Consider the following 23,597-nt stretch of genomic DNA (forward strand, 5'->3'; position numbering starts at 1 on the left):
AAATTACCTTTGCGTATCTGCTTGCGCCAATCGTAAATCTGCCAGCGGGTCGTGCCGTGCTTGCGCGCAGTATCTGCGACCGTCACCCCGGGCATCATGCTCTCCGCCGCGATCCGCGCCCGCTCTGCCTTCGTCCGCCGCCGACGACCGCTTGGCCCCCCGATCACCTCAAGCCGCGAGACCCCGACGCCTATAGAGCCGTCCAATTGGACGCCCATTTTGCCGTCTCTCTCCAAATCCAAAACCTCCGCCGCACATGTGCGTGGAGAATGAAGGCATCAACTCAAAAATGGCAGGAGGGGATCGGCGTCGCGCTTACTTTGCACTGACAATGATTATTGAATCATTAACATTCGTGGGTCCAAAAAGGGTCAGAAACGACCGTTTTTGAACGGTTCGCCGAACCGGACTTTGGCGCACTTGCGGCGAAGGTCTGAAAGGTCCCGCATTGCCGACCTCCGCCTGCCTGCCCGTGCAGCGCGGGGCCTTGAATGAACGGTTTGGGGAAGCCGCGCTGCGGCGTTGGTGCTCCTGGCGAACGGAGGCTATGGGCCGTGAGAGACTTGGGCGATCGGTCAGTTCCGACCGCAACATTGCTTGTATTTGCGGCCCGACCCACAGGAGCATGGGTCGTTCCGCCCGGGCCGGGGACCGGCGTTGAACGGCATCTCGGAACGATTTGCGGGCTCCATGCGGGAAAGCTCGGGACGAGACTGATAGAGTATCGTCGCAACGCAGTTCGGGATCAGATTGGGTGCTTCAAGGTCGATTTCGTCGATCTCCTCATCCGTGAACTTGCTGTGGCCAGTGTATATTTCCTGAAGCGCCATCAAGAAGATCATCGTCGTCCGCGTCTCTTCGTCGGCCTGAGCGAGCAGTCGATCCCAAGCATCCGGTCTTAGCCCCAAAGCGCGAGTGAAGCCATCGATCCAAGGCTCCCACATCACCTCATCACTGTTGGGGTCAACCTCGTAGATGGGTTCGATCCAAGGTGAGCGGGTCATCGCCTCCGCAACCGAGTTGTAGTGAGCCATGACCGCACCGACCGTGGCTTCGGCGGTTTTCTGATCGGGAAAATTTGCCTCACCTGTCTCTCCCCAGACATGGGACATCCATTCCGAGGGCGGGATCATATCCGGGCAGGCAAGAACACCGACTACGTAGCCATCAAGTTCACTGAGCGTCATGGGCATGTTCTCGATGGGCAGCGCATGCAACAGCGCGCTGAGACGCTCGAGTTCCTGATCGGACTGGTCCATAAATACCTCCCGGTGTTGCTCGGAATTTTTTACTCTGCGCGACGCCAACCCGCAATCCGCGCGAAGCCTGCTTCAAGCTCGGACAGGAAGATTGCTGCAGGCACCCCGAATGTCCGCAGTGGTGAAGCCGCGACGTAGCATCAGATCGTCGCGCCAACGTCTGCAAAGGGCCGGTCGCTCCCCCTTTCACCCCAACCGCTTCGTCCGCTCCGCCATCCTCTGCGCGGCGCCCACGGCTGCCCCGCTGGCCTGCCGTATCCCCGCGCCAGCGATCTCGCCTGTGGTCTGCGTCCCGAACCGCGCCCGAGCGCGGGAGCCTTTGGTCCCGACCAGCCCTTTCGCGAAGCCTCCAAGTCCCGGCATGCTTGGCGGGGCGGCCATCATGAAATTGCCTGAGATGCCGCGCACGATGAGGGGCGTGGCGAGGATCATGCCGCCGGCGAGGAACATCATCATGAAGAAGGGCACGAGGGCGCCAATATTGCTGGCACCATCGGGATCGCCAAGCTCGGCGAGCAGCGATTGCGACATCCCAACGACGGTGGAGAAGACGCCTGCGATGACGAGCGGGTAAAGCGCGTAGGAGACGGTCGAGGACAGCCAACGTAGGAAGTAATCTTTGGTCACTTCAAAGAGCGAGAGCGCGATCATGATGGGCGCGATGCCGATCATGACGGCGAGCATGATCTTGGCAAAGATTAGTACGAGCCCGCAAAGCGCGCCGATGACGCCCAAAAGGAAGGCCCCGATGGCGCCGATGATCGCGCCGGCCATCCAATGCATATTGTCCCCGGCGGCGTTTAGGTAATCGCCGAACGCCTCGATCAGATCATCGAAGGCGGCGGCAAAATAGGCCGACCCCGCGCCACCGCCGCCCAGGCCCGCCACCATACCACCGGCAAGCTGGTCGAGCCCGTTTGTGATGGCGCTGGCGATGGTATTGAACTGCACCCAGTTGAGCGCAAAGAGCGTGATCAGCAGGAGCTTGACCGCGAACCAGAAGGCGGTGCGCCCGTCGACGGAGCGCACCTGCAAGGCCATGTTCACAAAAAGGCCAATGACGGCGAGGGTGGAGCCCACGGCGATGATCCCGCCAAGCTGGCTGGCCACATTGCCGAAAGTGGTCTCGGCGGCCCCGTCGAGATAGCCGTCGATGGTCTCGACCATCCAGGTGACAACGCCCATCCCGCGCCTCAGGCGATGCGGCGCTTCAGAAACGCAGTCAAGATATGCTCGCCGTCAAAATCGGGCGTGACGGCAACCAGCTCCCATCCATCGCGGGCAAGCGCGTTCAGCACATCGGCATGGGCCCGTTTGGCGCGGGCGGTGTTCAGCTCCACAGTGCGGTATTCAAACATCGGCGGTCTCCATGGTTTGGGTTCGCGGCTCTTGGTCTGCCTCAGCGCCCGGCAGGTAGAACTCGGTGATCCCGCGCGCGCCGTCATGGCGTCCGGCCTGGATGATCACGTCGATCGAGCGGGTGATGTAATGGATCATGTCCTGATAGGTCATCGGCACGTCGGTCTTGAGGGCGGCGATGGCGAGGCGCTGGATGGCCAGTTGTGGCGTTTCGGCATGCAGCGTGGTGAGTGAGCCGCCATGGCCGGTGTTGATGGCTTCGAGGAAAGTCATGGCTTCCTTGCCGCGCACCTCGCCCAGAACGATGCGGTCGGGCCGCATGCGCAGGGTGGCGGTCAGGAGCTGATCGGCGCTGCGCTCGGGCGCGTCACGATCGGCCATGAGCGTGACGATGTTGGGCTGCGTGGGGCGCAGCTCGGCAGCGTCTTCGATGGTGATCAGGCGCTCGGCCGCGGGGACGAAGGAGAGGATCTTGCGGGCGGTGACGGTCTTGCCGGTGGAGGTGCCGCCGGAGACGATCATGTTGAGCTTGTGATGGACGCAGAAGGCGATTGCGGCCTCGATATCGCCGGTGGCCACCACGGCGCGCAGCTCGGCATTGCGCGCGCGCCGCGTGGCCTCGGCGCTGCGCTCGGTGCCAAAGAGATAGGCAAGCTGGATCTGGTCCAGCGGCAGGTCTGCAAAGAAGCGCAGGGAAATCGCAAAGCCGCCCTCCACGGCGGGCGGTTGGATCACCTGCGCGCGGATCGGCCGGTCGCGATAGAGGATGCTGACCGAGACGATGGGTTTGGCGCGGCTGAGGGTGGTGTTGGCGGCGGAAGCAATCTGCGTGCCTAGATCCCGGGCCGCATCAGGGGTCAGCGGCGCGCCAAGCGCGCGCATAAAATGATCGCCCTGGAACTCGCCCCAGACTGTACCGTCGGGGTTGATGCAGAGCTCGATGAGGGTGGGGTCGCGCGCATCGGGCAGCTTGTCGAGCGAGGATTGGAGATAGCTGGCGGCCATGGTTCAAAAAATCTCGAGGTCGCGATCGACCATGACGGTGACGCGCGTGCCCTGATCGACATAGATAACCGGGGCGAGCGCGAGATACTCGCCGATCACGCCTTGAGTGGTGTCTTGCAGGCTCTCGGCCGTGCCTTCGAGCGCGTCTGCCGTGGTCTCATCCTCGGTCGATCCGGCTGCGGCCGTCGGCAGCCCGCCGATGAGCGAGATGAGAGCGGCGGAGCCAAAGCGCGTGGCGAAGCGGCTGTCGACATAGCCGGTTGTGCCGGAGCGGCCAAGCTCATCGCCTCCGAAGGCGCTGATCTCGACGCTTTGGTTGTCGGGCAGAATGATCCGGTCCCAGGCGATGGTGATGCGTTGTTGCGCGATATCGGCGCCGGATTGGTAGCGCCCGATGAGGCGGGATCCGCGCGGAATCAACACGCGGCTGCCATCGAAAGCATGGACATCTTCGGAAACAAGGGCTCGCACCGGCCCGGCGAGCTGGCTGTCGATGGCGGTTTCCAGCACGGCCTGGATCAAGGTGCCTTGAACCACGGTGTTGGCGGGGTTCACGATGGTCTGTGCCTGGGTCACTGTGGCCGGCTGCGCGCCGTTGCGCACGAACTCCGTCTCGCCATCCAAACGGCGCTGATCCGAGGGGCTTTCGTCGCCCACACTGCCTGCGGAGCCGAAGGCGATGATGGGGCTCGCGATCCGCGCCTCGAGGATGGCGCGCTCTTCCTGACGGCGGCGTTCGAGCTCTTGCAGGCGCAGCTCTTCCTCGGTGGGGCCGGTCGGCCCTGGCGTGACGGTGGGTGCCTCAAGGCGGGCAAGCTCCAGATCGGTCTGCAGGCGTTGGATTTGCCGCGCGCGGTCCTCGAGTTCAGCGCGGAGGGCGGCTTCGGACTCCGCCGCCTCGGAGCGCAGAGCGGCGATCTCGACATTCAGCGCCTCGAGCGCGGCGGTATCCATTGCCGGCGGGTCCGGCGGCGGCGCATCGCGCAGCGCGGTCAGTTCCGCGCGCATCGCGGCAAGCTCGGCGCGCAGGGCCTCGGTCTCGGGGTTCTCCTCTGCCGGTGCAGCGGCGGGCGGCGCGGGACCCGGCGGCGCCACGGGATCGAGCGTGCCAAACCCCGGGCCCGTATCCTGAAACTCCGCCGGCGCGGCCGTTTCCATGGGCGCAGGCTCCGAGCCGCCGCTCATGAAAGCCACGACAGCCAGAAGAACAGCCGCCCCCGCGATCCCCAGAGCAACCAGCAACAAGACCGAGCGCTTACGGGTGCCGGAGCCGCTCCCCGCACCACCACCTTCGAGCGCGTCGAGGCGTTTGCGCAGCTCGGCAGTCTCAGTCATCGGCGGGGACCTCGCGCATATCCTGGACGCAGACCTCGAGTTCGCCGAGGCGCAGCACCCACCGGGGGCTGATACCAGAGACACGGATCACGCCGTCTTCGGTGGCTTGGGCATTGACACTGCGCTCGCGGCCTGCGGACCAACGGAAGATCGCGGGCACGGGCGCGTTGGCGCCAAAGCGGAAATACGTAAACGTTCCATCATCCCAGATCTCTTGCGGGGTGATCTCGGCGCGCGCACTGACGCCATAGGCATGATTCACAGGTCCGCGGGCGATGGCGCGTGTCTCATTTCGCTCAGCCTCCGGATAACGAAACCGGATCACATAGAAGGTCGGGTCCGGGGCTTCCGTGACGTTGAAATAATAGCTCCGCCGGTTGGTGTAGACGGTGATATTGGTATGGGCGCCGCGCACCACGGGCTTGATGGCGAAGGCTTGGCCGCCGGGCACGCCGTCGAGGAGGAAGCCTTCCGTGTCGCCGGCGATGATCGAGCGGATGGTCTCGCCGGGGCCGAATTCGATGCTGGTGACATGGGTCAGGCTGGTGCGGATCTGGTAGACCTCGCCATCGACAAAGGTGGCGAGCCGCACCCGGGCATCATGGGGCCCACGGCGGGGCTGGACCTCGGCGAGCGCCGTGCTGGCAAAGACCATGCTGACCGCGGCGAGGGTCACACTGAGCGGGAAAACCATGCGCCTCTACTCCTCAAGCCGATCCGAGCGGATCGCGTATTCTGTGACAGTAAAGCCGAAAGGGTTTTGCCAGACCTCGTCGATTGAGCGCCGCTCTTCGGGGCGGAAGGCAAACATCAGCGTGGCGGTGAAGAGGCCGGTCTGACTGCCGCGCGGGGAGCTGAGGCGTTTGCGCAGGCGGGCCTGGGCACGGTTGGCGCTGATCAGCGTGATCGAAAGGATCTCGACTTCGAGCCTTGCGTCCTCGCCATAGGTATCGGGCGGATAGGCCGTGCTCCCACTGGTCCAGAGCGCGCGCAGGGAGGCGGCAGCCGCGCCGTCGGACTCAGCCAAAACGCGTTCCACGCGCAGATCGTTGTCGAGCTGGTTGTAGGTCTCGCGGTCGGTGACATAGCGGAAGACCTGCGCCTCGATGATCGCCGGGCGCTCGGCGAGCGACACGGCCTCGACGGCGGCATTGGGCAGCGCCATGCCGGTCTCGCTGTCAAAGGGCACGATCATGGGCGCAGGATCAACATCGAGAATGGCCACGAGGGCGGCCGCGAGGCAGCCAAGCCCGCCAAAGCCCAGACCGGTGAGCCCGAGCTTTTGCCAGAAGAGCTCGCGTCGGCGGGCGCCATAGACCAGCTCTTCTTCGATGACCTCCAACTCTTCGCGCATGCCTCACCGCAACTCCGGCATGGTGAAATCCATATACCGGCGCTCTTCCGCGAGTGTTGCAGCATCTGCCACCCCGGCCTGGCCTGCGCCCACGGTCTGGATCGCCTCGAGCTCCCACATGCGGGTCATGGCGATAGCCAGTTCGGCGGTGACGCGGGTGTTGTGATCGACGGCTTCCTTGAGCGTCTCCATATCGGGGATGAGATCAACAAGCTGGTCGACCCGTTCGAGCGATTGGGCGGCCTCGGCGTAGCTGTTCTGCGCAGCTGCCGACATCACAGCGCCGGTGCTGGCTGTGGCAGCGGTGCGCTCAGCACCTGCATTGCCACTGGTCGCCATTGTGGACAGCGTGTCCTGATCGAACCCTGCGTCTTCGAGGGCTTGGGTCATGCGCCCTTCCATCTCGGGGCCGGCATTGCCGATGGCCGGCCTCTGCAGAATGCGCGCACGCCCGTGCCGTCTTCATTCGCAGGATCACGCCATGGCCCATCGAGCCACCGCTACAAATCTGGCGGTGCCCCATGGGTGTCGCTGATCGAGCGCCGTTGCAAAGCATGCCGCCGACCATTTTGCAGGCGAGCGGTTTGCCAGGTCTTGATCCATCCGACCTTATTCGCGTCAACGCAGAGAGCGGCAGCGCCGATATTGATATCAGCGGGATCGAGTTCGATTTTGTCAGATCGATCCGCGTCTGGGATGTCCGTCACTACAGCCATCGCGAGCGCGGTGAAGATGGCGATTGTGAAGAACGATTCTCTATGCGGCTCGGCACTTATGGCGCGCAGGGCGACTTCGCGTGGCACCCGGCGACCCCATCTGCCGCACCAACATGGGTATTGCCGTCGCGCAGTTGTTCATGGGGCAGCACGCGACGCGGCGTCGGTGTGGAGTGGGAAGACCACGAAGGCAATCACGGCTTCGAGTGGGTGAGTTACTGATGCCGGCCCAGTTCGCGCTTTCCCCGAGGGGGCAGAGGGACAGCGACCTCTCAATCTCGGCCGCGTTCCTTCGTGCTTCGGTCAATAGCATCGGCTCGCGTGATGATCTCCGCGGCAATGCTCTCATACATTTGCGCGCGCCGGTCGCGCGTCGATCCGGGCTTGGGCTCTTGGCGCCTGATCCGTTTTGCAAGCCAAAGCAAAATACGCGCTCCGGGCTCCTGAACCGTCTCAGGTGTTTTCGGCGGATAGTGCTCTTCCAGAAGGGCAACGATCTCGGCGTTCATGCTGCGCCGGTTCGCCTCGGCCTTTTCGCGGATGCGATCCCGCAGGCCGTCGGGCATGCGGATGATGTATTTGTCTTGGGTTGCTGAAGGATAATTCGTCATGCTGGCCACCCGCCATAACTTAGCCGTTGACGCAATGCTGGCGTGTCGCCATGTTTAAGTCAAACCAAATCGGGAGAAGACCTGTGGGGCATCGTGAACAGTTGCAGCTGCGGCTGCCCAAAGAGCTCAAAGACTGGATCGCACAGGAGGCTGCGCGCAACTGCAGCTCGCAAAACTCAGAGGTCATTCGGGCGCTTCGGGTCGCGAAGGATATCGCGCAAGGAGCAGGTCAAAAAAGAGGATAAATCGATGAAGAACCTTGCTCTTCAAAAGCAGTTTTCTTGTCGCCTACTCAGCGCCCGGGCTGTCTCAAATGCCTAATCGTCCCGCAAAAGTTACGCGCACAGAGATCAGCCGTGCCCTGCGTGGCGCTGCTGAGGCTGATTTTATCGTTGGAGCGTATACCGTGAACCACGAGACCGGCGAAGTGACTGTCTATCGCGAGGGTTACACCCCGATTAAGTCCAGCGGTCCGGATATCGACCTTTTATTGAGGAAGAACGATGGTGAAGCGTCGTAAGAGATTTCCTGGCGTCACCAAAGCAACCGATCGTCATGGAAAAACCCGGTGGCGGTTGCGCAGGACGATAAAGGGCCGACGAATCGATTGCTACATCGATGCTGTTTTTGGCTCTGAGGATTTTCGGACTCAGTATGAAGCGGCGCTTGCAGAACCTCAAAAGAAGAAAACCTCTGGTGTGGCTGAGCGCACCATTTCTTTCCTAATCGAAGACTACCTCGGTTCTCGCGCCTTCAAGGAGCTGGCGCAGGCCACACGCTATGCGAAACGGCTAAGGCTTGACTGGATACGTTCGACCATTGGTGAAGCGCATTATCAGGACCTCCTGCCGCGCCATGTTACGGCTCTCATGGATCGCAAAGGCGGCCCTGAAGCTGCAAACCGCTTACACAAAGATTTGGCGCAACTCTATAAGTGGGCTAGCCGGCAACATGGGTACACAGGCCGAAATCCCACGGTCGAAGTCGACCGCCAGAAGATCGAAACTGACGGATATCACACGTGGACGCGTGAACAGATCGCACAGTTTCGAGCTTTCTACCCATCTGGAACTAAGGAGCGCCTCGCCTTTGAGTTGGTTCTGGGGACCGGGGCTGCAAGGCAAGACGCTGCACGGATGGGGCCGCTCAACATCCGGGGAGGTGTTATCCGGTATTCGCGCGGCAAAACTGGAGGCAAAGTCGAGTTGCCACTTGCGAAGCTACCGGATCTCGCGCGAGAGCTTGGCGTTCACCAAGAAAATAGGGACGTATTCGTCGCCCGCAAAGATGGGCGGCCCTACACCACTGAAGGTTTTGGCAATTGGTTTGCCACGATGGCGCAGGCCGCAGGCCTCCCATCCGAGTGCCGCATACATGGGCTTCGCAAGCACGGCGCAATGCGTTTGGCTGAGGCTGGCGCCACAGAAGCGCAAATCGCGGCCTTCTTGGGACACCACTCTCACCACGAAGCAAGACGCTACATCGCTGCTGCGAGTCGCATGACACTCGCCTCTTCAGCGCTCGATTTGCTTACAAATTTGCCCAACCTCGACGGGGGGTTGGGCAAAACCACCCTTCAAGATACTGATAAGAAAGGCATAAAATGACCAATTGGCGACCCCGGCAGGATTTGAACCTGCAACCTGCCCCTTAGGAGGGGGCTGCTCTATCCAGTTGAGCCACGGGGCCGCTGGGCGGTCTTTTGCCCTGTGGCACAGGAAATGGCAAGCTTGCCGCGGCGGGGCGGAGGCGATAACGGTAACAGGATTGCGTCCCGGTAGTTGCGATGAACACGAAAAGACCCCGCCGTCCCCTGACCCTGCGTGACGTGTCCGAAGCCTCGGGCGTCTCAGAGATGACGGTCAGCCGGGTGCTGCGCAACCGCGGCGATGTCTCGGCCGCCACCCGCGAAAAGGTGCTGACCGCCGCGCGCACCCTGGGCTATGTCCCCAACAAGATCGCCGGCGGCCTGGCCAGCCAGCGCGTGAACCTGGTCGCGGTGGTCATCCCGTCGCTGTCGAACATGGTGTTTCCCGACGTGCTGGGCGGCATCTCGGCCGAGCTGGACGATACCGGGCTGCAACCGGTGGTGGGGGTGACGAATTACAGCCCCTCGCGCGAGGATGCGGTGCTTTACGACATGCTGAGCTGGCGGCCGTCCGGGGTGATCCTGGCCGGGCTGGAACACAGCCGCGCGGCGCGGGCCATGCTGGACAATGCCGGCTTGCCGGTGGTCGAGATCATGGACGTGGACGGCGAGCCGATCGACACGGCCGTGGGCATCTCGCATCGCCGGGCGGGGGCCGAGATGGCAGGCGAGATCCTGGCCGCCGGCTATCGCCGCATCGGCTTTATCGGCACCCACATGCCCGAGGACCATCGCGCCCGCAAGCGCCTGGCCGGGTTCGAGGAACGGCTGGCCGAGCAGGGCCTGCAGCTGGCCGCCCGCGAATATTACCAGGGCAATTCGTCGCTGCTGAAGGGGCGCGAGATGACCGAGCGCATCCTGACACGCGAGCCGGAGCTGGACTTTCTGTATTTCTCGAACGACATGATCGGGGCCGGCGGCCTGCTGTGGTGCATGGAAAAGGGCTATGACATTCCCGGCCGGCTGGGGCTTGCAGGCTTCAACGGCGTCGAGCTGCTGGACGGGCTGCCGATGCGGCTGACCACCACCGATGCACGGCGCATCGACATCGGCCGGCGCGCCGCCCGCATCGTCGCCGGCAAGGAGCCGCGGCCCGAAAACGGCATCATCGCGCTGGCCCCGACGATCATGCCGGGCGACACCATCCGCAAGCATTGACGCCGCGCCACCCGGCGGCGTTGCATGAGTATTTGTCAAACGGTGAAACAGGCGCCGGACCGGCCCCTTGCGCACCGGCCTACGTTTTCACCGTTTCAGAAATACTCATGCGACAGCGACGGTTGCGCGGCCGCAGGGGTATTTTCGGAACGAAGAAGCCGGATCCGGGAAGTCAGCCCAGGTCGGGGAAGAACAGGCCCTGGGGCGAGAGGGTGAATATCTCGCAGCCATCCGCGGTCACGCCGATCGAATGCTCGAACTGGGCCGAAAGCGACTTGTCGCGGGTGACGGCGGTCCAGTCGTCGGCAAGGATCTTGGTTTCGGGGCGGCCCAGGTTCACCATGGGCTCGATGGTGAAGAACATGCCTTCCTCCAGGACCGGGCCCTTGCCGGGGCGGCCGAAATGCAGGACGTTCGGCGGCGCGTGGAAGCTGCGTCCCAGGCCATGCCCGCAGAAATCGCGCACCACCGACATGCGGTTCGATTCGACATGGGACTGGATCGCCCAGCCGATATCGCCGAAGGTGGCGCCGGGGCGGACGGCCTCAATGCCGCGCATCAGCGCGTCATGCGTGACCTGGATCAGCCGGCGCGCCTTGACGCTGGGCCGGCCCGCCACATACATGCGCGAGCTGTCGCCATACCAGCCATCCGCGATCACCGTCACGTCGATGTTCAGGATGTCGCCATCGGCCAGAAGCTTGTCGCCGGGGATGCCGTGGCAGACCACATGGTTCACGCTGATGCAGCTGGCGTGCTGATAGCCGCGATAGCCGATGGTGGCGCTGACGACGCCCAGTTCCTCGACCCGGTTGCGAATGAAATCGTCCAGCGCGCCGGTGCTGGCGCCGGGCCGGACCAGCGGGCCGACCTCGTCCAGGATCTGCGCCGCGATCAGCCCCGCCGCCCGCATGCCCTGGAAGTCCTGCGGCTCGTGGATGCGGATCCCCTCGCGGGTCTGGCGTGCGTCGTTCATGGCGTCCTCTTGGCTCTGCTGCCCTCACAGATAGTCTTATGGCGCCACTTGTTCCAGCCCCTCGGCCGGACCTATACATTTCGGAACCGCAGCAGATCGCCAGGGGACCGCGCCGATGCAATCCGACAATCCAACCGCCGCCATCCTTGTCATCGGGGACGAGATCCTGTCGGGCCGCACGCGCGAGGGCAATGCCCATTACCTGTCGCAGGTCCTCAACAGCATCGGCGTCGACCTGCGCGAGGTGCGCATCGTCGGCGACGATCACGACCATATCGTCGCCGCGATCCGGGCGCTGGACCGTTCGCTGGGCGGGGCCTGGGACATGCTGTTCACCAGCGGCGGCATCGGGCCGACGCATGACGACATCACCGCCGACGCGGTGGCCGCCGCCTTTGGCGTCGGCATCGACATCAACGAGGAGGCGCGCCGCGTCATGGTCGAACGCTGGCAGGCGCGCGGCGTCGAAGTGACCGGCAACCGGCTGCGCATGGCCCGCATCCCGCTGGGTGCGGCGCTGATCCCCAACGCCCATTCCGCGGCGCCCGGTTTCCATCTGGGCAACACCTATGTCATGGCCGGCGTGCCCGAGGTGTTCCGCGCCATGGTCGAGGCGGTGGTGCCGGGCCTGCCGACCGGCCGCCCCTCGGTCAGCGAGGCGCTGGAGGTGCTGCGCCCCGAATCCGACGTGGCCGACGAGCTGCGCGCCGTGGCCGACGATTTCCCCGACCTGTCGCTTGGCTCTTATCCCTTCCAGAGCGGGCAGCGCTTCGGCACCAGCCTGGTGATCCGCGGGCTGGACGGCCAGCGCGTCAGCGATGCGATGACCGCCTTGCGCGAAAGGCTGGCCCTGTGATCGCCGATCCCCAGATCGCCCGCGCGTTCGAAACCACCTGGCCCGCGGCCGAATACGCCCAGGCCGGCGGCTTTCTGGTCGGGCGCGGCCAAGGCGGCGGCGGGCGGGTCAGCTCGGCGCGCGCCCTGCGGCCGGACTGGGACGCCGCCGACATTCCGCGCGCCGAGGCGATCCAGCGTGGCTGGGACGAACCGCCGCTGTTCCGGGTGGCCGATGGCGATCGCGCCCTGGCCCAGGCGCTGGCCGCGCGCGGCTTTCGCCATGGCGCGCCGACGGTGATCATGGGCGCGGATTGCGCGGCGCTGACCGCTCTGGCGCCGCCGCCGTTGACCGCCTTTGCGATCTGGCCGCCGCTGGCCGTGCAGCGCGACATCTGGAGCGGCGGCGCGGTCTCGGCCGCGCGCCAGGCGGTGATGGAGCGGGTGGCGCCGCCCCGCACGGCGCTGTTGGGCCGGATGCGGGACCGGGCCGCGGGCGCGGCCTTTGTGGCGCTGGACGGGCCTGTCGCCATGGTCCACGCCATCGAGGTGGTGCCGGCGCAGCGTCGGCGCGGCGTGGCCGGCTGGCTGGTCCGCATGGCCGCGCTTTGGGCGCAAGAGCAGGGCGCGACCCGGATCGCGCTGGCGGTCAGCCGCGACAATGCCGCCGCGCGCGGCCTTTACGACCGGCTGGGCTTTGCGGAACTGGGCGGATACGCCTATTGGCGCAAGGATTGACGCCTAGCCCGGATCGGATGCCAGCCGCCGCAATTCCTGCTTGAGCAGTTCCAGTTCGCTGCGCATCAGCGCCAGTTCGGCATGCAGGTCGCCCGTCAGCAGCGCACCCGCGACCAGGGTCAGGCTGCCCAGATGGCGGGCGCCGGGCTGCGGCGGTTCGCCCTCAGCGCCCTGATCCTCGACCAGCAGGAAGCTTTGCGCCCCGTCCGACAGCCGCTCGGCCGGGATCGCGGCGCCGACGCGCCAGCCGCCCTGGGCGTCGGCGGTCACGCGGGCTTCGGCCAGCCGCTCGCCCAGATGCACCAGCACCAGCCGCCCCGGCCGGGCGTCGCGATGGATCGCGCCTTGCCAGATGCCGCTTTTCAGTCCGAAGGACTCGAAATCGCTCATGGAAAATTCCTTGGTCAGAACTCGGCCCGCAGGTGGCGGGAAAAGAACAGTTCGCGGATCTCGACCGCATTCATCCAGGGCGCCTCGAAGATCAGGTCCAGCCAGACCTTTTCCAGCCGCCTGTCGTTCATCTGGGTATAGGCCAGGTCGAATTCGGTCACTTGCCGGCTGTAATGGCCGGCCTCGAAACCGGGCAATTGCTCGGTGACTTCGTCGATATTCGGGCCGTGGCCGATATTGAGCCGAGCATAGACCCGGATCGCCCTTTCGGCCAGGATGCCGGTTTCCAGCCGCAGGACATGGTTGCGGGTCAGCCCCTCCAGCGCGCTGGGGGGCAGGTCGACCGACATGGACAGGAAGCTGCCGGAAAAGCCAAAGACCTCTAGCCGGATGGCAAAGGGCGACAGGTCGGTGGCCCCGCGGGTCGCGACCTGTCCCAGGATCAGCGCGCGCTGGGGACAGTCGTGCCAGATGGCGGCGTCATCGCCCAGCCGGCCGCCATTCTCGGGCCGGGCGATACCGGGGGGCGAGATCTGGCCGGCCATGAAACCGGGGCGCCAGCGCCAGTCGGTCCCGCCGGGCAGGTGCAGCGCATCCAGCGCCGCCCGCGAGCGAATGGCCCGGCGATCCGCCCCGACCAGGAACCGCTCCAGGCTGCCGCGCAGGTCCAGCGCCTCTTCGCGCAGGCGGCGCAGGCGGCCCGGTCCCAGCGTCTCGACCTGCTGCGCCAGTGCCGTCCATTGCCGCAGCGCCCGTTCCCGCGTCTTGCGTTCAAGCCATGTCCGAGGCCGTATTGCCATGCGTCCGCCCGCTTTCACTCGTCAATCTGAACATGTCCCCGACGCAATCACCGGCCGGCCGGCAGTCCCCCAAAGGCCGCCCGCCCTGCCCCGGCGGCATCCTTGGGCTTGCTGCTGGATAGGCGCAGCCCGCCCGCGGGGCAAGAGGGTCCGCAAGCGTCAGCCCGCCGCCGCATCAAGCCGCGCGGCCATGATCAGGTCGTTTCGGGTCACGCCGCCCGCGGAATGGGTGGAATAGGTCACGCGGGCGAACCCCCAGCCGAAGTCGATATCGGGGTGGTGCCCGGCCGCCTCGGCCTGCCAGGCGGCCAGGTTGGCCAATTGCGCCGCCTGGGCAAAGGTCTTGAACCGCCAGGCGCGGCGGATCGCCTTGCCCTCCTGGACCAGTTCCCAGCCGGGCAGCCCGGCCAACGCCGCCTGCACCTCTGCCGCAGGCAGGGCGTGGGCGCCCTGCTCGATCTTGTCCTTGTTGTCGGGCTTCGTCATCATGTCCTCCGTCACAGGATCGGCGCTGCCAGCGCCAGAAGATTGTTGCGCAACCGGCGCCCGACCGACCAGGCGCGGATATCGTCCAGATCCACCGGGCGGGCGCGCTCGGCATAGCTCTGCTGGCGCTCGTCCAGCCGTTCGGTGATGTCGCCGCCCAGAAACAGCATGTTCATTTCATAGTTCAGCTCGAAGCTGCGGCGGTCCATGTTCGCGCTGCCCAGCATCGCCATGCGCCCGTCCACGGTGATGATCTTGGAATGCAGCAGCCCGTCGTGGAACAGCATCAGCCGCACCCCGGCCGAGACGAGGCCGTAATAGAACCCTTCCGAGGACGCCTGCACCACCAGCGAATCGTTGCGCCGTGGCAGGATCATCGTCACCTCGACCCCGCGCCGCGCCGCGGTGCGGATCGCGGAATCAAGCGAGGCGTCGGGCACGTAATAAGGCGTGGTGATGACCAGCCGCTCGCGCGCGGCATGGATCATCGTCACCATGCAATCCGACAGCGAACCCTGGGGATCGTCAGGGCCGGTGGCGACGACCTGCGCCACCTCGCCCGGCGCGGTCACGGGGCGGGTCATGCGCAGCATCTCGCCCAGGTCCTCGCCGGTATAGCTCATCCAGTCTTGCAGGAAGACCGCCTGCATCTGCCGCACCACCGGCCCCTCGATGGCCAGGAACACGTCGATCCAGGGCGCATAGCGCGGCTTGACGGCAAAGGCCCGGTCCGAACAGTTGCGGCTGCCGGTAAAGCCCAGCACATGGTCGATGACCACGATCTTGCGGTGGTTGCGCAGGTCCATGCGCTGGAAAAGCCCGCCGATCACCGGGATGCTCAGCGGCAGCGCCTGGACGCATTCCACGCCCGCCTCACGCATTCGCGCCCAGGCTTCGGACCGGCCAAAGGCGCGAGAGCCGAAGGCGTCGATGATCGCGCGCACCTTGACGCCACGCGAGGCGGCGCGGATCGCCGCCTCTGCCACGGCGCGTCCGGACGGGTCGTCAAGCCAGATATAGAACAGCAGATGCACATGTTCGGTCGCGCCGTCGATCGCCTCGACCAGGGCGGCGATGGCGCGGTCATCCTCGGGCAGCAGGGCGGCGCGGTTGCCGGCGACGGCGGCAAAGCCGGTGGTGGCGTGATTCGCCTTGATGACCGGGGCGGCGAAGTCGGGCAGCACCTTCAATTCCTCGGGGCTGGCCTGCCAAAGCCCCGAAAGACGCGACCGGACGCTGGCCATGGTCTCGACCTCGGCGCCGCGGATGCGAATCTCGCCGAACAGCACATAGGCCAGGATGCCGGCCAGCGGCAAAAGCTCGATCACCAGGATCCAGGACAGCCGGACCGTCGGTTCAAGCCGCGGACGCAGCAGCACGCGGACCGAAACGGCCAGCGCGGTTGCATAATGCACGAACACAAGGGCTTCGGTCCACATGCCGCCATGAAAGCCCGGACAGCGCGGAATTGCAATTCGGCACCGCTTTGCATATCTGACCCCAGAACGCAGCGCAGGGGGCCGCCGATGAACTGGATCACCAATTATGTCCGTCCGCGCATCAATTCGCTGTTCTCGCGCCGCGAGGTGCCCGAGAACCTGTGGACGAAATGCCCCGAATGCGGGACCATGCTGTTCCACCGCGAATTGTCGGACAACCTGAACGTCTGCACGAATTGCGACCATCACCTGGCGATCAGCCCGCGCGGGCGCTTTGCCGCGCTGTTCGACGGCGGCGTCTTCGTCGAGGTCAAGGTGCCCGAGCCGGTCGCCGACCCGCTGGGCTTTCGCGACCAGAAGAAATACCCCGACCGCATGAAGGCCGCGCAGAAATCCACCGCCGAGAAAGAGGCGATGCTGGTCGCCGAGGGCGAGATCGGCCGCACCCCCATCGTCGCCGCCGCCCAGGATTTCAGCTTCATGGGCGGGTCCATGGGCATGTATGTCGGCAATGCCATCATTGCCGCTGCCGAACGCGCGGTAAAGCTGAAGCGGCCCCTGGTGCTGTTTTCCGCCGCCGGCGGCGCGCGCATGCAGGAAGGCATCCTGTCGCTGATGCAGATGCCGCGCACCACCGTCGCCGTGCAGATGCTGAAAGAGGCGCGGCTGCCCTATATCGTCGTGCTGACCCATCCGACCACCGGCGGCGTCACCGCCAGCTATGCCATGCTGGGCGACATCCAGATTTCCGAGCCGAACGCGCTGATCTGCTTTGCCGGCCCGCGGGTGATCGAGCAGACCATCCGCGAAAAGCTGCCCGAGGGGTTCCAGCGCGCCGAATACCTGCTGGAACACGGGATGCTGGACCGGGTGACGCATCGCAAGAAGCTGCGCGAAGAGCTGGTGTCGATCCTGCGCATGCTGGGCGGCCTGCCCGCCCCGGTGGCGGGCGACCTGCCCGCGCCCGGCACCATCGCCCCCCCGACCGCCGCCGGGGGCGAGCCCGAGGCCCAAGCGACGACGCCATGACCGCGTCAGACGCCATTCTCGCCCGGCTCATGCAGCTGCATCCCAAGGTCATCGACCTGTCGCTGGACCGGATGCAGCGCATCCTGGCCGCGCTCGGCAACCCCGAACGCCGCATCCCGCCGGTGGTCCATATCGCCGGCACCAACGGCAAGGGCTCGACCCTGGCGATGATCCGCGCCGGGCTGGAATCGGCGGGAAAGCGCGTCCATGCCTATACCTCGCCGCATCTGGCGCAGTTCCACGAACGCATCCGCCTGGCGGGCGAGCTGATCCCCGAGGCGGCGCTGGCGGCCGCGCTGGAGGAATGCGAGGCCGCGAATGCCGGCCAGCCAATCACCTTTTTCGAGATCACCACCGCCGCGGCCTTCCTGGCCTTTTCCCGCATGCCTGCCGATTACACGCTGCTGGAAGTGGGGCTGGGCGGCCGCCTGGACGCGACCAACGTGATCGAGGCGCCGGCGCTGACCGTCATCACGCCCATCAGCATCGACCATACGCAATACCTGGGCGACACGCTGGCCCAGATCGCCGGCGAAAAGGCCGGGATCATGAAGCGCCGCGTGCCCTGCATCGTCGCGCCGCAGGATGCCGCCGCCCGCGAGGTGATCGAGCAACGGGCCGAGCGGCTGTTTGCGCCCCTGCGCATCGCCCGGCAGGACTGGGACAGCCGGCGCGAGGGCGACGCGCTGGTCTACCAGGACGAGCATGGGCTGATGGACCTGCCCCTGCCGGTGCTGCCCGGCCCGCATCAGATCGTGAACGCCGGCACCGCCATCGCCGCGCTGCGCGAACTGGGCTTTGGCCGCATCGAGGCCCGCGCCGCCGTGGCCGAGGCGGAATGGCCCGCCCGGATGCAGCGCCTGGCGCGCGGCCCGCTGGTCGAGGCGGCCCAGGGCTGCGAATTATGGCTGGACGGCGGCCACAACCCGGCGGGCGGCAAGGCGGTGGCGGCGACGCTGGCCGCCCTGCCGCCGCGGCCGACGCATCTGGTCTGCGGCATGCTGAACACCAAGGATGTCGCGGGCTATATGCGGCCGCTGGCCGGCATCGCGCAAAGCCTGGCCGCGGTGGCCATTCCCGGCGAGCCCAACACCCTGCCGGCCGAGGCGACCGCCGCGGTGGCCCGTTCGGTGGGGATGACCGCCTCGACCGCCGCGGATACGCTGGCGGCGGTCAGCCGCATCGCCACCGATCAGCCCGGCGCGCGCATCCTGATCTGCGGCTCGCTTTATCTTGCCGGGCAGATCCTGCGGGAAAACGGCTAGGCGTCGCGTATGCCCCGCGCGCCGCGATGGGGGCTCTGCCCCCGTCCCTGCGGGACTCCCCCGGAGTATTTGGAAAACGGTGAAAGCCGGGCATCCTGCCCCGCACCCACCGCCGAGACAGGCAAAAGCGGCGGACATGCCCTGCGCTCGCCTGCCCCACGGCCATGGCTTCTCTATCCTGAAAATCCTCCGGGCAGAGGCCGAAGGCCGGGGCAGAGCCGCCTTTACGTCCGCCCCCAACCGGCGTCGCGCATCTCGTGCAAGCGGCTGGCGGTGCGTTCGAATTCAAAGGCACCCTCGCCTTCGGCGTAAAGACGTTCGGGTTCGTCGGCGGCGCTGGCGATCAGCCGCACCCGCGCCTCGTATAGCGCGTCGATCAGGGTCACGAAGCGCTTGGCCTCGTTGTAGTTCGACTGGCCAAGGCGCGGGATGGCGTCGATGAACAGCAGGTCCAGCGCCTCGGCCATGGCCAGGTAATCGGCCGGGCCCAAGGGCTTGCCGCAAATATCCCAGAAGCCGGCGCGCCCGATGCGGCCGACATGCTGGGGGATTTCGACCTTGCGGCCCTTGATCTCCAGCACCAGGGGCGCGGCCGCGGCACCGCCGGTTTCGGCTTGCCACAGCGCGTCCAGATGCGCCCGCGCCGCCGCATCGGCCGGCGTGAACCAGACCTGCCCGCCCTGGTCGCGGTTCTGGCGGTGGTCGGTGGCGCTGGCCAGTTCCACCACCTCCAGCCTTTCGCGGATCAGGGCGATGAAGGGCAGGAAAAGCTGGCGGTTGAGCCCGTTCTTGTAAAGATCCTCGGGCACGCGGTTCGAGGTGGTGACGATGGTCACGCCTTCTTCGAACAGCACCTGGAACAGGCGGCCGACGATCATCGCGTCGGCGATGTCGGTGATCTGCATCTCGTCGAAACACAAAAGCCGCGCCCGCTGGGCCACCGCCTTGGCCACCGGGCGGACGGCGTCCTGCTGGCCGGTCTTGCGCACCTCTTCCAGGGCGCCCTGGATTTCCTGCATGAATTCGTGGAAATGCACGCGGCGCTTGGCGGCGAGCGGCGCCGCCTCCATCACCAGGTCCATGAGCATGGACTTGCCGCGCCCGACGCCGCCCCAAAGATACAGCCCCCTGACGGCCGGGGCAGGCTGGGGCGTCGCGCCGCGCAGCCGCGCCAGCCAGCCGCTTTTCTGCGACGCGGCGGGCGGGGCTGCGGCCAGCGCCCGCACCATTCGGTCCAGCATCGGCAACACGCCGCGTTGCGCCGCATCGGGTTCCAGCCGGCCCGCCGCTACGCGGGCCTCGTATCGTTCAGAGACGCTTGCCATGACCGCCCCCTGCCAAAGAAAGGACCGGCCCGCAAGGGCCGGCCCGGTGATTTCCGCCAAAATCGCCTGGGACTCAGCGCCCGCGGCGCTGGAAGCTGCCGCGCGGATCGGTGCCGCGGCCCAGCCAGTTTTGCGTCACCGCGGCGATCTGGTCCACGATCTGGACGCGCTGGGTCAGGCCGCGCGCCTCGGCCTCGTCGGCGGCCCTGCCAACAAGGGCGGGAAATTCCGCCTTGATCGGCTGCGGCTCGCTGAGCGCGGCACCGCTGCGGGCGTCGAAGACCTGCACGGTATAGTGGATGTTGTGGACGCCGGAGTTCTGCAACCGTTCACGCACCACCGGGGTGATGGCGTGGAACTGGCTTAGGGTGGCGACGATTCGCACGGGCGTCCGACCGCTTTGGCCGGCGCTGCCCTTTTCGATTCCTTCCTTCAGGATGGCGGCGGCCTGGGCGCGGCGGTCGCCGGCCGGTTCGCCATGCCAGACGATGTCGAAATCCGGCAGATAGCTGTTCTTGTCGCTGGTGGTCAGCGTTTCGGGGACCGCCACCTCGACCGCGGCGACGCGCCAGCCGGCCGCCTGTGCCGGGTCGAGTTGCTCGTAAGCGGTTTCCCAGGTGGTGGCGCAGCCTGCAAGGCCAAGGGCCAGGCCAAGCGCCAGAAGCGCGGGTTTCATCATCGGAGTTCCTCATTCAAAACGGATTGATGGAAGGCCGGCCAGAACCGGCCTTTGAAAATTGCGTAGGACCTAAGGCATGATCGCGTCGAAAAGGGACGGATGGATCAGAAAAGCGCCTCCCGCAACGGGCGGGCCTGCGCCGCGCCCCCTGGTCGCGGGATGATTCCCCCGACCCGGCGACAGGATAATCGTGGTTTCTCAATCTGCAAGATCAGATTGCGGCCGACCGGCGCGCCGCGGGATGCGGCTTCAGACGATCGAGCGGTTGCGCGTCTCGGCCCGGATGAACAGCGTGGCCACAGCCGCCAGCAGCAGCAGCGCCGCAAAGACGCCGATGGCGACGCCAAAGCCGCGCGCCACCACATAGCCCATGAGCGAGGGCGCAAGCAGCCCGCCCACCCGCGCCACCGCGCTGGCGGTGCCCATGCCGGTGCCGCGCAACCCGGTCGGATAAAGCTCGGGCGTAAAGGCGTAAAGCGCGCCCCAGGTGCCCAGAAGCGCAAAGCTCATCAAAAGCAGCGAGGCCGCGACCAGCCAGGGGCTGCCGGCGACGGTGAACAGAAAGCAGCCCGCGGCGCTGAGCAGCAGGAAGACCTGCAAGGTGGGCTTCCTGCCCCAGCTTTCCACGCCATGTGCCGCCAGCGCATAGCCCGGCAATTGCGCCAGCGCCATCAGCACCAGGAATCCATAGCCGCGCACGAAGCCGAAGCCGCCCTTGGCCAGTTCCGCCGGCAGCCAGACGAAGACGCCGTAATAGGACAGCGAAACCAGGAACCAGGCGGCAAAGATGCCCAGGCTGCGGCCCCGCAATTCGGGGCCGAACAGCCGCGGCTGGGCGGTGACGGGCGGCGCGGTCAGCCGGGTACCCTGGGGCAGCGCGCGGGCGCCGTTCGCGGTCAGCACCCTATCGATGACGGCGCGCGCCCTGGCCTCGTCGCCCTTGCGCAACAGATACATCGGCGATTCCGGCACCCAAAGCCGCAGCCAGATGCCGATCAGCGCCGGCAGGGCGGCTACGGCGAATATCCAGCGCCAGGGCTCGGCCGCGCCGGCCAGATGCACGATCCAGGCGGTCAGGGCGATGGCGATGGTGCCGATGGCCCAGAACCCCTCCAGCCAGACCAGCCAGCGGCCGCGGTTCCGGGGCGGCAGGAACTCGGCCATCATGGCGTAATCGACCGGCAGCGTGCCGCCCACCGCCATGCCGGTCAGGAAGCGCAGCAGCATCAGCGACCAGATGTCGGGCGCGAATACCGAAGCCAGGCCGAAGACCGCATCGCAGCCCACCGTCACAAGCAGCACGTTGCGCCGCCCGATGCGGTCGGCGATGCGCCCGAACAGCGTGGCCCCCGCGAACATGCCCAGGAAGAACAGCGTGCCGGTTTGCAAGGCCTGCGGCACGGTCAGCCCGAAGCTTGCCGCGATCGAGGCGGCGGTGAAGCCGATGGCGATGACCTGCATCGCATCCGCCGCCCAGACCAGGCCGAAGATGCCCAGCAGTCGCCGCTGAAAGCGCCCGGCGCCGCCTTGGGCCAGGGCCTCGTCGATGGTCAGGTTCATGCTTGCCTCCGCCTTGCCGTCCGCGGCGCAGTTTTGCGACCTTTCGCGGCATGTCCACCGAAAAAAGCCGCAATGCCCGGCGGGCGCAAGTGCCACGGGACGAGGGCATGAAAAAGGCCGCCCGAGGGGCGGCCTTTCGCACCATGCGCCGGTCCGGCGCTCAGCCGGCCAGGAAATCGGCGATCACCTGTTCGAAACTGGCGGCAAAGCTGCCGCCGGCCGGCCGTGCAAACAGCGCCGCGCGCTTCAGCGTGCCATGCACCGCCTGGCCGATGCGCACCGTGGCATAGTCCACCCTGGGCATCCCAAGCGGGCTTTCCGTCACGATAGAGCCGGAAAGCATATAGGTGCGCACGGTTTTCAACACCGTGTCGATTTCCAGCCCGGCAACGAAATCCGGGCCATAGGGCGTGCTTCCCAACGAGATATTGCGCGATGTCCCGTCGTTATAGCGCGCTTGCAGCGTGCCGTTGTTGTCGTTGAGGGCCAGGTGGCCGCCGTTGGGATTGGCCGCGAAAAGCTGCGCCACGCCCGACCCGTAATGCTCCAGCGCCATGCGCAGGACGATGAACACCCCGTCGATCCCGCCGGACGAAAGCCCCGCGGCCTGCAAGAAGCGCCCGCCATTGAACCGGACCCCCGCCGGGGTCATGGTGATGACCTCGCCCGAACTGACCTGCGACAGGTCCCAGCCGCCATTGCCGTCATTCGTCAGCGCCGTCACCGCCGCGGGTTCCCCCACATAGGCCGAGGCGGAATGGAAATAGCCCGCCGCCTGCGCGTAATCGACCCCCGGCGCGGCCGGTTCGGCGACCGTCAGCAGCGCCGGGGCGGCCGCCACCGTGCCGGCCTCATTGCTCCAGTTGACCTCCAGCGCATAGGCGCCAGGCTCGGACAGTTCCATGCTCAGTTCTTGCGGGTCGACCCGGTCGCGGATCGAATTGTCGCCCAGCGTCAGGTCCCAATCCACGGCCGGGGGCGGCGTCCCTTCGGCGCTGCCCAGGTCCAGGGTGATGCTGTCGCCAAGCCCGGCCGTTTCCGGCAGGATCGCGGGCTGGCGGGTGATCGCCGGCGCCACGGCATGGACCGTCTGCCCCACCAGAACCGCGCCATTGGCATCCAGCAGCATCGCGGGCTGGGTGCCGTGAAAGATCTGCGTCACGCCGTCGAAGATCCGCTTTTCGACCGGGCCCTGGATAGCCACCGGCCGCTCCAGCCCGTCGACCAGCACCAGGTCGCCTGGCCGCCTTTCGGCTTCGGGCAGGGCCAGGTAGCTTTCGTGATCCGAGGCGACGACCAGCCGCGCCGCGCCGGCCTCGCGCGCCGCGCGCAGGTTCTGGGCGCTCATCCGCTCCAGATCGCCCAGCGTCACCGCCAGCGCCGAGGCCAGGAACAGCGCCTTGGCCTCGAACACCTTGACGACATATTGGTTATAGCCCTCGACGGTCCAGGTGGTGGTGCCCGCCTCGCCCTCGCCGTTCACGATCAGCTCCAGCGACCATTCCCCCTGCGCGCCGGTCGTCGCCTCGACCTTTTGCGTCACCACCCGCACGCCCCCGTCGAAGACATCCGAGCCGTGAAGCGTCGCGACGATCTTGCCAAAGGCGACCGGCGCAAGCGTGGCGTCCAAA

The 23,597-nt window shown here is 66.2% G+C and carries 26 protein-coding genes, 1 tRNA gene and 1 pseudogene; 8 read left to right on the plus strand and 20 right to left on the minus strand.

Annotated features, from left to right (window positions below; genetic code table 11):
* The 9 genes and pseudogenes from F3H32_RS17775 to F3H32_RS16185 all read right to left on the minus strand — a co-directional run.
* The coding region (locus F3H32_RS17775) for a transposase (protein WP_223191506.1) at positions 1-218 on the minus strand (218 nt) is incomplete at its 3' end.
* A 357-nt stretch (positions 219-575) separates the two neighbouring features.
* Positions 576-1,259 (minus strand): UPF0149 family protein, encoded by a 684-nt coding sequence (locus tag F3H32_RS16150; RefSeq protein WP_149766722.1) that lies wholly within the window; start codon positions 1,257-1,259, stop codon positions 576-578.
* Positions 1,260-1,445: 186 nt separating this feature from the next.
* Positions 1,446-2,444, minus strand: a complete 999-nt coding sequence (locus F3H32_RS16155) for a type IV secretion system protein (protein ID WP_149766723.1) — start codon at positions 2,442-2,444, stop codon at positions 1,446-1,448.
* A gap of 8 nt (positions 2,445-2,452) precedes the next feature.
* Positions 2,453-2,617 carry a DUF4177 domain-containing protein gene (locus F3H32_RS16160; RefSeq protein ID WP_223191507.1) on the minus strand — a complete coding sequence of 55 codons (165 nt, stop codon included), beginning with the start codon at positions 2,615-2,617 and terminating at the stop codon, positions 2,453-2,455.
* Complete coding sequence (locus F3H32_RS16165; protein WP_149766725.1) at positions 2,610-3,623, minus strand: ATPase, T2SS/T4P/T4SS family; 1,014 nt, start codon at positions 3,621-3,623, stop codon at positions 2,610-2,612. Before F3H32_RS16165 ends, F3H32_RS16160 begins: the two co-directional genes overlap by 8 nt.
* 3 nt (positions 3,624-3,626) lie before the next feature.
* Positions 3,627-4,958, minus strand: coding sequence for a TrbI/VirB10 family protein (locus tag F3H32_RS16170; RefSeq protein ID WP_149766726.1), 1,332 nt, complete (start codon positions 4,956-4,958; stop codon positions 3,627-3,629).
* Positions 4,951-5,652 carry a TrbG/VirB9 family P-type conjugative transfer protein gene (locus tag F3H32_RS16175; protein WP_149766727.1) on the minus strand — a complete coding sequence of 234 codons (702 nt, stop codon included), beginning with the start codon at positions 5,650-5,652 and terminating at the stop codon, positions 4,951-4,953. The genes F3H32_RS16170 and F3H32_RS16175 overlap by 8 nt, the downstream gene beginning before the upstream one ends.
* A 6-nt stretch (positions 5,653-5,658) precedes the next feature.
* A complete protein-coding gene (locus F3H32_RS16180; protein WP_149766728.1) occupies positions 5,659-6,312 on the minus strand; it encodes a virB8 family protein in 654 nt (217 codons plus the stop codon).
* Positions 6,313-6,315: 3 nt separating this feature from the next.
* Positions 6,316-6,729, minus strand: a pseudogene (locus tag F3H32_RS16185) (type IV secretion system protein); the annotation flags it as partial.
* 137 nt (positions 6,730-6,866) lie between these two features.
* Between F3H32_RS16185 and F3H32_RS16190 the strand changes: the two are divergent.
* Positions 6,867-7,250, plus strand: a complete 384-nt coding sequence (locus F3H32_RS16190; RefSeq protein ID WP_223191508.1) for a hypothetical protein — start codon at positions 6,867-6,869, stop codon at positions 7,248-7,250.
* A 50-nt stretch (positions 7,251-7,300) separates the two neighbouring features.
* Here F3H32_RS16190 and F3H32_RS16195 read toward each other — a convergent pair whose 3' ends face one another.
* Positions 7,301-7,639 (minus strand): Arc family DNA-binding protein, encoded by a 339-nt coding sequence (locus F3H32_RS16195; RefSeq protein ID WP_149766729.1) that lies wholly within the window; start codon positions 7,637-7,639, stop codon positions 7,301-7,303.
* A 50-nt stretch (positions 7,640-7,689) separates the two neighbouring features.
* On the opposite strand from F3H32_RS16195, the gene F3H32_RS16200 reads away from it, so the two are divergent.
* Positions 7,690-7,884, plus strand: coding sequence for an Arc family DNA-binding protein (locus F3H32_RS16200; RefSeq protein ID WP_223191509.1), 195 nt, complete (start codon positions 7,690-7,692; stop codon positions 7,882-7,884).
* Between the two features lie 258 nt (positions 7,885-8,142).
* Positions 8,143-9,246 carry a tyrosine-type recombinase/integrase gene (locus F3H32_RS16210; protein ID WP_149766730.1) on the plus strand — a complete coding sequence of 368 codons (1,104 nt, stop codon included), beginning with the start codon at positions 8,143-8,145 and terminating at the stop codon, positions 9,244-9,246.
* A 5-nt stretch (positions 9,247-9,251) separates the two neighbouring features.
* Here F3H32_RS16210 and F3H32_RS16215 read toward each other — a convergent pair.
* Positions 9,252-9,328, minus strand: a tRNA-Arg gene (locus F3H32_RS16215).
* A gap of 97 nt (positions 9,329-9,425) precedes the next feature.
* Here F3H32_RS16215 and F3H32_RS16220 point away from each other — a divergent pair.
* Positions 9,426-10,445 (plus strand): LacI family DNA-binding transcriptional regulator, encoded by a 1,020-nt coding sequence (locus F3H32_RS16220; RefSeq protein ID WP_149766731.1) that lies wholly within the window; start codon positions 9,426-9,428, stop codon positions 10,443-10,445.
* 172 nt (positions 10,446-10,617) lie between these two features.
* On the opposite strand, the gene map is transcribed toward F3H32_RS16220, so the two are convergent.
* Positions 10,618-11,421, minus strand: a complete 804-nt coding sequence (map, locus tag F3H32_RS16225) for a type I methionyl aminopeptidase (protein ID WP_115757325.1) — start codon at positions 11,419-11,421, stop codon at positions 10,618-10,620.
* 115 nt (positions 11,422-11,536) lie between these two features.
* Here map and F3H32_RS16230 point away from each other — a divergent pair, with 115 nt between their 5' ends.
* Both F3H32_RS16230 and F3H32_RS16235 read left to right on the plus strand, forming a co-directional pair.
* Positions 11,537-12,277, plus strand: a complete 741-nt coding sequence (locus F3H32_RS16230; RefSeq protein WP_149766732.1) for a competence/damage-inducible protein A — start codon at positions 11,537-11,539, stop codon at positions 12,275-12,277.
* Positions 12,274-12,993, plus strand: coding sequence for a GNAT family N-acetyltransferase (locus F3H32_RS16235; protein WP_149766733.1), 720 nt, complete (start codon positions 12,274-12,276; stop codon positions 12,991-12,993). The genes F3H32_RS16230 and F3H32_RS16235 overlap by 4 nt, the downstream gene beginning before the upstream one ends.
* 3 nt (positions 12,994-12,996) lie before the next feature.
* Here F3H32_RS16235 and F3H32_RS16240 read toward each other — a convergent pair whose 3' ends face one another.
* The 4 genes from F3H32_RS16240 to cls form a co-directional block, all read right to left on the minus strand.
* Complete coding sequence (locus F3H32_RS16240) at positions 12,997-13,383, minus strand: hypothetical protein (RefSeq protein WP_115756655.1); 387 nt, start codon at positions 13,381-13,383, stop codon at positions 12,997-12,999.
* A 14-nt stretch (positions 13,384-13,397) separates the two neighbouring features.
* Entirely contained in the window at positions 13,398-14,183 is a 786-nt protein-coding gene (locus F3H32_RS16245; protein WP_115756656.1) for a DUF6478 family protein, read from the minus strand.
* A 159-nt stretch (positions 14,184-14,342) separates the two neighbouring features.
* Positions 14,343-14,669, minus strand: coding sequence for a 4a-hydroxytetrahydrobiopterin dehydratase (locus F3H32_RS16250; RefSeq protein ID WP_149766734.1), 327 nt, complete (start codon positions 14,667-14,669; stop codon positions 14,343-14,345).
* Between the two features lie 11 nt (positions 14,670-14,680).
* Positions 14,681-16,108 carry a cardiolipin synthase gene (gene cls / locus F3H32_RS16255; protein ID WP_149766735.1) on the minus strand — a complete coding sequence of 476 codons (1,428 nt, stop codon included), beginning with the start codon at positions 16,106-16,108 and terminating at the stop codon, positions 14,681-14,683.
* Positions 16,109-16,195: 87 nt separating this feature from the next.
* Between cls and accD the strand changes: the two genes are divergently transcribed.
* Together accD and F3H32_RS16265 are read left to right on the plus strand one after the other, a co-directional pair.
* On the plus strand, positions 16,196-17,137 hold the full coding sequence (accD, locus tag F3H32_RS16260; protein WP_149766736.1) for an acetyl-CoA carboxylase, carboxyltransferase subunit beta: 942 nt from the start codon (positions 16,196-16,198) through the stop codon (positions 17,135-17,137).
* Positions 17,134-18,402: a bifunctional folylpolyglutamate synthase/dihydrofolate synthase gene (locus F3H32_RS16265; protein WP_149766737.1), complete on the plus strand. Its 1,269-nt coding sequence runs from the start codon at positions 17,134-17,136 to the stop codon at positions 18,400-18,402. The genes accD and F3H32_RS16265 overlap by 4 nt, the downstream gene beginning before the upstream one ends.
* A gap of 224 nt (positions 18,403-18,626) precedes the next feature.
* Here F3H32_RS16265 and zapE read toward each other — a convergent pair whose 3' ends face one another.
* From zapE to F3H32_RS17780, 4 genes are all read right to left on the minus strand, one after another.
* Positions 18,627-19,727: a cell division protein ZapE gene (gene zapE, locus F3H32_RS16270; protein ID WP_149766738.1), complete on the minus strand. Its 1,101-nt coding sequence runs from the start codon at positions 19,725-19,727 to the stop codon at positions 18,627-18,629.
* Positions 19,728-19,800: 73 nt separating this feature from the next.
* Positions 19,801-20,403, minus strand: coding sequence for a DUF6778 family protein (locus F3H32_RS16275; protein WP_223191510.1), 603 nt, complete (start codon positions 20,401-20,403; stop codon positions 19,801-19,803).
* 252 nt (positions 20,404-20,655) lie between these two features.
* Complete coding sequence (locus F3H32_RS16280; RefSeq protein ID WP_149766740.1) at positions 20,656-21,966, minus strand: MFS transporter; 1,311 nt, start codon at positions 21,964-21,966, stop codon at positions 20,656-20,658.
* Between the two features lie 160 nt (positions 21,967-22,126).
* On the minus strand, positions 22,127-23,597 hold a 1,471-nt coding region (locus F3H32_RS17780; protein WP_188128695.1), incomplete at its 5' end, for a hypothetical protein.

It is taken from the genome of Paracoccus thiocyanatus (genome assembly GCF_900156255.1).
GTDB lineage: Bacteria > Pseudomonadota > Alphaproteobacteria > Rhodobacterales > Rhodobacteraceae > Paracoccus > Paracoccus thiocyanatus.

What these genes read in the sequence shown, in the direction of transcription:
- F3H32_RS16150 (WP_149766722.1), bottom strand. Translation starts at nt 1,259, where the DNA reads ATGGACCAGTCCGATCAGGAACTCGAGCGTCTCAGCGCGCTGTTGCAT.
- F3H32_RS16155 (WP_149766723.1), bottom strand. Translation starts at nt 2,444, where the DNA reads ATGGGCGTTGTCACCTGGATGGTCGAGACCATCGACGGCTATCTCGAC.
- F3H32_RS16160 (WP_223191507.1), bottom strand. Translation starts at nt 2,617, where the DNA reads ATGTTTGAATACCGCACTGTGGAGCTGAACACCGCCCGCGCCAAACGG.
- F3H32_RS16165 (WP_149766725.1), bottom strand. Translation starts at nt 3,623, where the DNA reads ATGGCCGCCAGCTATCTCCAATCCTCGCTCGACAAGCTGCCCGATGCG.
- F3H32_RS16170 (WP_149766726.1), bottom strand. Translation starts at nt 4,958, where the DNA reads ATGACTGAGACTGCCGAGCTGCGCAAACGCCTCGACGCGCTCGAAGGT.
- F3H32_RS16175 (WP_149766727.1), bottom strand. Translation starts at nt 5,652, where the DNA reads ATGGTTTTCCCGCTCAGTGTGACCCTCGCCGCGGTCAGCATGGTCTTT.
- F3H32_RS16180 (WP_149766728.1), bottom strand. Translation starts at nt 6,312, where the DNA reads ATGCGCGAAGAGTTGGAGGTCATCGAAGAAGAGCTGGTCTATGGCGCC.
- F3H32_RS16190 (WP_223191508.1), top strand. Translation starts at nt 6,867, where the DNA reads ATGCCGCCGACCATTTTGCAGGCGAGCGGTTTGCCAGGTCTTGATCCA.
- F3H32_RS16195 (WP_149766729.1), bottom strand. Translation starts at nt 7,639, where the DNA reads ATGACGAATTATCCTTCAGCAACCCAAGACAAATACATCATCCGCATG.
- F3H32_RS16200 (WP_223191509.1), top strand. Translation starts at nt 7,690, where the DNA reads ATGTTTAAGTCAAACCAAATCGGGAGAAGACCTGTGGGGCATCGTGAA.
- F3H32_RS16210 (WP_149766730.1), top strand. Translation starts at nt 8,143, where the DNA reads ATGGTGAAGCGTCGTAAGAGATTTCCTGGCGTCACCAAAGCAACCGAT.
- F3H32_RS16220 (WP_149766731.1), top strand. Translation starts at nt 9,426, where the DNA reads ATGAACACGAAAAGACCCCGCCGTCCCCTGACCCTGCGTGACGTGTCC.
- map (WP_115757325.1), bottom strand. Translation starts at nt 11,421, where the DNA reads ATGAACGACGCACGCCAGACCCGCGAGGGGATCCGCATCCACGAGCCG.
- F3H32_RS16230 (WP_149766732.1), top strand. Translation starts at nt 11,537, where the DNA reads ATGCAATCCGACAATCCAACCGCCGCCATCCTTGTCATCGGGGACGAG.
- F3H32_RS16240 (WP_115756655.1), bottom strand. Translation starts at nt 13,383, where the DNA reads ATGAGCGATTTCGAGTCCTTCGGACTGAAAAGCGGCATCTGGCAAGGC.
- F3H32_RS16245 (WP_115756656.1), bottom strand. Translation starts at nt 14,183, where the DNA reads ATGGCAATACGGCCTCGGACATGGCTTGAACGCAAGACGCGGGAACGG.
- F3H32_RS16250 (WP_149766734.1), bottom strand. Translation starts at nt 14,669, where the DNA reads ATGACGAAGCCCGACAACAAGGACAAGATCGAGCAGGGCGCCCACGCC.
- cls (WP_149766735.1), bottom strand. Translation starts at nt 16,108, where the DNA reads ATGTGGACCGAAGCCCTTGTGTTCGTGCATTATGCAACCGCGCTGGCC.
- accD (WP_149766736.1), top strand. Translation starts at nt 16,196, where the DNA reads ATGAACTGGATCACCAATTATGTCCGTCCGCGCATCAATTCGCTGTTC.
- F3H32_RS16265 (WP_149766737.1), top strand. Translation starts at nt 17,134, where the DNA reads ATGACCGCGTCAGACGCCATTCTCGCCCGGCTCATGCAGCTGCATCCC.
- zapE (WP_149766738.1), bottom strand. Translation starts at nt 19,727, where the DNA reads ATGGCAAGCGTCTCTGAACGATACGAGGCCCGCGTAGCGGCGGGCCGG.
- F3H32_RS16275 (WP_223191510.1), bottom strand. Translation starts at nt 20,403, where the DNA reads ATGAAACCCGCGCTTCTGGCGCTTGGCCTGGCCCTTGGCCTTGCAGGC.
- F3H32_RS16280 (WP_149766740.1), bottom strand. Translation starts at nt 21,966, where the DNA reads ATGAACCTGACCATCGACGAGGCCCTGGCCCAAGGCGGCGCCGGGCGC.